Consider the following 4,677-nt stretch of genomic DNA (forward strand, 5'->3'; position numbering starts at 1 on the left):
CTTCTGGCCGATTCTGTTGAAAAAGTCGGTCATCCAAAACGGCCTGGTCATTGACTGGTGAAAACGCCTTTTTTGCACGCTGCTGCTTGAAATCTACTTCTGGAAACCTTTGCCGGTAGCAAAGATTTCAATCTCGAGCGCGTACTTTTCAGCTGCGAAAACCATGGCCGACTTTTTCAACAGAATCGGCCGATGGCTGTCTGTCGTGAAGGACTGAATACGACCCAAACGGCGAAACCCTCCGGCCAACCGGGCGGGCTGATGCTTCAGGCGAGCGACGGGCGAGCGAAATGGCATAAATCAAGAGCATAGCGAGATAACGATCCTGCTGATGTTACCTTGCTCTACCTCAAGTCCAGGGTCACCTGAGTTGGTGTAAACCGCGCCCTCTTTGACCTTGAATCGGTAGTGACGGACCGTGCCCTTTGACTTTGGAACGTATGCTATCTCTGTGAGCTGCTCCATTAGCCATCTCTCTTTGCCATTCATGACAGGCGGTGTGGCGAGGAGAATTGACTCAATTACCGCACTAGCTGACTTGGACAAGCTCACATCTTCCAACGTTTGGACGTCGGAAACCATGAGCATGTGTCGCGATGTGGAATCGCCACCGCATTTGAGGACTGTGACATAAAACCAAGGCAACGGGATGATCTGCTCCACGCACGACCACAACTGGAGATCCGGTTCCAGCTTTGAGGTGAAGGTCATTGTGTCTCGTTGATAGGTTCTGAACATAAAAATTCTCCAAATGAACACTATAGGTTGTAGCCCTATAGAGTGCAAAAAAGGCCTTATCTTTCCATTTGCGAGTAAAGCAAATGGAAGTAAAACAAGCGTTCGGGTTAGCGCTGCGCGCGTTGCGTATTAGCAGAGGATTAACACAGGAGGATTTTGCTTTAGTAAGCAGCCGTACGTTCTTGAGCTCGCTGGAGAGAGGTATCAAAGGTGCGACCATAGAGAAGGTCGACGAGCTGGCGGGCACAATTGGGGTGCATCCGGTATCCGTCATCGTCGCCTGCTACCTCAAGAAAGACCCAGACATTAAGCTGGAAGATCTCCTTGAGCAGGTCCGCAGCGATCTCAGCTAGTACGCAACTCTCATGTGGGGCTTTGAGTTACTGAGGCCGGTGCGCCGTGCCGAGGTCTTCGACGTGATCGAGCTGCAGGTCTCCTGGTCCGCGATACTGGGGAGCGGCTGTACACCAAACGCTAGAAAGCAGCCAGTCCGGAATCGGAAGATTTTGCCTCACCTCCAGTGGTGCCCATAGCTGTCTGACACATTCAAATACTCGGTCAAACCTAGATGGCTTGGTCAGTCAATCCCGTGCAGAGCAAACGTGAGTAATCATCTGCTCATTGTTTTCGTAACGGCTCCATTACGTCTTCGACATCCAACCCTTTCAATAGGCACTTATGCACGATCACGGACAGCGCTTCGTAGAGCCTATCGCGCTGTGTAACCAAGGCGGAATTTTGCGCCTGTAGATGAGCAATGCGCTCTTCGAAGCTTCTCCGCCGGCGGGCACCGTCCGGATCTATCCCGCTTTCCTTCAGTTGTGCGATACGGGCGGATTCGATCCGCCGACCACGATCACCTACTAAGGTCGCGCGGCTTGTCAGACCCAATCGACGCTGCACTTCGGGGCGTGAGATCGGCGCGAGCTCCAATCCCAAGCTAACCATTTGGGCGAGGAGGGCGTCGATTGCCTCGTCCAACGTGCCGCCCCTCAACGTCTGTCGTCTCGTCATGGTCGCCCCTAATCATCTGAAACCGAACTGTGTCGTTTGTCCGTGTCCGCAACCGTCATCGGACGCCCATTTGGAAACACGCGCTGCACACCTGCATTGGTATCGCGTGCGAGGACGGATTTTAAATTGTTGAGCTTGTCCTCTTGGTCCGCCAGCCATACATCGCTGCCTACCTCTCCGGCGCCGGCATCGCGCATGATGGTAATTGCGGTAGTCAAATTCTCGGCTTGTCTCTCAAGGTTGGCGCGCTCGGATGGGGTGCCCATCAGATGGAGATGCGAGCAGCCGTTCCAACACTGAAGATGCTTAGGGCAGGGCGCTTGGGAGAAATCGTGAATGCAACCTCCGAAGGGTGTCACATGCAGCGCAGTGGCGTGTACGGCAAGGAATGCTTCTGCTGTGGTCGTGCCTTTGTCTGACAGCAAAGCATGGTAACTGTCGGTCAAAGCGCCCTGAATGCGCTTATCTCTTATGCCGCTATGTAGAAAGTCGATACGCTCGTGATGGCTATTGAACGCCAAGAACTCCTGATGGGCAGCAGTGTTTTCTTCAATGCTCGTGTGCTGGTAATAGACATTCTGGTCGAGACGTTTTCGCCCCAGGGCCAACGCTTGCTGAACGTCACTCATGCCGGTCAGATGGTAAATAGTGTTTCGCCAGTGTCGAGGTTGGTGGCTTGTTAGCCGAATCGGAGCTCCATCGGATTCGGTTAATGATCGGCGGGAAAAAATGGACGAGTACGCTTCATTGGCGCCCAGCGCATTATTGATGTCCCGAAGGGTGACCCCACGCGGTAAGACACGAAATACATTCGCTTCACGTCCACCGAGCCGAAATTGACCATCAAAAGCGATAGCAAGTGTTTCGCTGGTTTTAAGGATAATATGAAGATTGCCTCCGATATTTTCTGTTAATACTGCATGGCCATGAAGCTTGGGAACGAGCAGGCGCTCAATATCACCGGCCAAGTATCTACGCTCGATATCCTCATACTGATGGCTAGTCTCGTCTAAGGGGTGAACTCCGTTTCGGGAAAAATACACAGAGAGATTCCTAAGGGTATCTCGATTCTCGCTAAACCCGAGCCAATCTAGAACCTCAACCTCTGACATTGCTGTCTGTGGTGAGTAGTTCCAGAGACGCCCTGGATGCGCTTCTTGCCACCTAGCGATTTCTCGCTGCTCTTGGGTCAGCATCTTCAATCGTTCGACCGCGCGCCTGGCTAAAGGAACGTCGCTTTTTGCGAACCAATGAACACGGGATTGAAATTGCTTTTCCGCAAAGTACCTGATCCCGCATTCGACTATGGGTTTACCATTGGCATCTACAACTACCTTTCCTGCCGTCCCTTTGATTGGCCGTTCGACCCAACAGTCATAGGGAATTACTGATACCTCATTACCCCGTTGCCCAGTCGCGATCAACAAATCGATCACACGCAGCAAAATTTCTTCGCCCTCACTGCGCGGATGGTTCGAGCATAAGGCGTAGGCTTCCATCGCCTCGCGAGAAGGCAACTTGTCATCAGACTTACGCTGTTTTACCGCACGATCAGGATCGTGCAATGAAATGTAGTCGTGGCGGCGTTTCTCTGGTTTTGCATCATGCTCAAAGTGGATGGCGATCTCGGTTAATTGCAGATTATCAATCGTATCCGCTATTACCTGAAGATGAGAGATCGCGTCATAAAGGTTCTTGTAGCCACTTTCGCGGAGAAAGGCTACGACGCGGTCAAAATCGCCGCGCGTCAACTGTGTGGGGTCGGATACACCGCGTTCAAACAAAGGGTTGTACAGCCGCCGGACAGCAATATTGTATGCAGCCGCCATCGAAAATTTCAGGCTCCGGGTGCGCTGCAGATATACAATTAAGGCCTTGCAAAAATCCTGGAAATCCAAGGGGAGGGCAGCTTTAGGAGGAACAGAATAGCCATTTTTTTCAAGCGATTGTCGGTGAGTTTCAAAGGTTAGGGTCGGTTGCTTTAAGCGCTGCGGCAGCCAATGCTGGACCGACCATAGCGTTAACTCCCAAGGGGTTGGAATCGGTAATGACTGAAAAATCACTTGTTCCTGTTTAATGAGGCCTTCGAGATTCAGCCTTGCTCTAGATGGCATCATCTGCGGCACCCTCCGTGTGCTGCCGGCAGCGCTCGATGGTAGCGCTTACTGCCAGGATGGTTGTTTGATGCTGTGCGAGAGGCCGGTTGTGAATGAAGTCTCCGGCTTGTTCTGCCATGTCTATGAACCGTTGAGCTTCTCGTTGCAGCGCCTCTTTCACTTGCTCATGGCGGCCGTCAGCAAAGGGGTGAAACTTCTTGCAGGTGTAGCAGGCATAGACAGGATTGTAGGGGCAGTGGGTATGAACTGGGAGGGCGCAGGCACCAATGTCCCCAATGTACTGCGTATCGATGACGCCGCGGATGGCTCTTTCGTGCACCGTATCGCGGCGCTGGACGATTTCCCCGGTTAATAAACTGCGCATAATGCGTTGATAGGTAGGGCTCTTACCGAGTGCTTTCTCTTTGATCCGAGCGATGTTTGGGGTTGCCGTTACATAAGCACGCGCCGCAACTGTGCTGTTGTGGCCCAGCAGTTCAGCAATCATGTCTGCAGGAGTTCCTTGGTCCGCCAAACCTTGCCCGAGGTGATGACGCAGTAACATGGTTACCTGGTTCGGTTTGTCTATCCCGGCTTTACGCAGCTCCTGTTTAAGGCCTACACCAATTTCGGTTGCCGAGAGGCGCCTTCCTTTAGGATTTACAAATAATGGTTCGCAGTTGCTGCCAAAGCGGCGTTGAATTTCCGAAACATGCTGTGAGATTTTTTCACCTAGCCGGGTTGTTATTTTGCGGGGCCGTCGCTCAGGTCTGCGTTGACCGACCTTTTTGGCCATGGGTAGCCAGAGGGTGTAGTACCTTTCATGATC

At 52.4% G+C, this 4,677-nt stretch carries 5 protein-coding genes; 1 reads left to right on the forward strand and 4 read right to left on the reverse strand.

Features of this window, described 5'->3' with window-relative positions; translation table 11 throughout:
* Nucleotides 1-300: 300 nt before the first annotated feature.
* Nucleotides 301-711, reverse strand: a complete 411-nt coding sequence (locus AC1D2P_RS30175) for a hypothetical protein (protein WP_477758548.1) — start codon at nucleotides 709-711, stop codon at nucleotides 301-303.
* A gap of 110 nt (nucleotides 712-821) precedes the next feature.
* On the opposite strand from AC1D2P_RS30175, the gene AC1D2P_RS30180 reads away from it, so the two are divergent.
* The gene (locus AC1D2P_RS30180) at nucleotides 822-1,091 is read left to right on the forward strand and encodes a helix-turn-helix domain-containing protein (RefSeq protein ID WP_477758549.1); all 270 of its coding nucleotides are present in this window, start codon (nucleotides 822-824) and stop codon (nucleotides 1,089-1,091) included.
* A gap of 265 nt (nucleotides 1,092-1,356) precedes the next feature.
* Here AC1D2P_RS30180 and AC1D2P_RS30185 read toward each other — a convergent pair whose 3' ends face one another.
* From AC1D2P_RS30185 to AC1D2P_RS30195, 3 genes are all read right to left on the reverse strand, one after another.
* Nucleotides 1,357-1,719 carry a hypothetical protein gene (locus AC1D2P_RS30185; RefSeq protein ID WP_477758550.1) on the reverse strand — a complete coding sequence of 121 codons (363 nt, stop codon included), beginning with the start codon at nucleotides 1,717-1,719 and terminating at the stop codon, nucleotides 1,357-1,359.
* Between the two features lie 41 nt (nucleotides 1,720-1,760).
* Entirely contained in the window at nucleotides 1,761-3,869 is a 2,109-nt protein-coding gene (locus AC1D2P_RS30190) for a hypothetical protein (protein WP_477758551.1), read from the reverse strand.
* The coding region (locus AC1D2P_RS30195; RefSeq protein ID WP_477811751.1) for a tyrosine-type recombinase/integrase at nucleotides 3,856-4,677 on the reverse strand (822 nt) is incomplete at its 5' end. The genes AC1D2P_RS30190 and AC1D2P_RS30195, both read right to left, overlap by 14 nt.

It is taken from the genome of Pseudomonas sp. P1_F1_2, from assembly GCF_056405815.1.

What these genes read in the sequence shown, in the direction of transcription:
- AC1D2P_RS30175 (WP_477758548.1), bottom strand. Translation starts at nt 711, where the DNA reads ATGACCTTCACCTCAAAGCTGGAACCGGATCTCCAGTTGTGGTCGTGC.
- AC1D2P_RS30180 (WP_477758549.1), top strand. Translation starts at nt 822, where the DNA reads ATGGAAGTAAAACAAGCGTTCGGGTTAGCGCTGCGCGCGTTGCGTATT.
- AC1D2P_RS30190 (WP_477758551.1), bottom strand. Translation starts at nt 3,869, where the DNA reads ATGATGCCATCTAGAGCAAGGCTGAATCTCGAAGGCCTCATTAAACAG.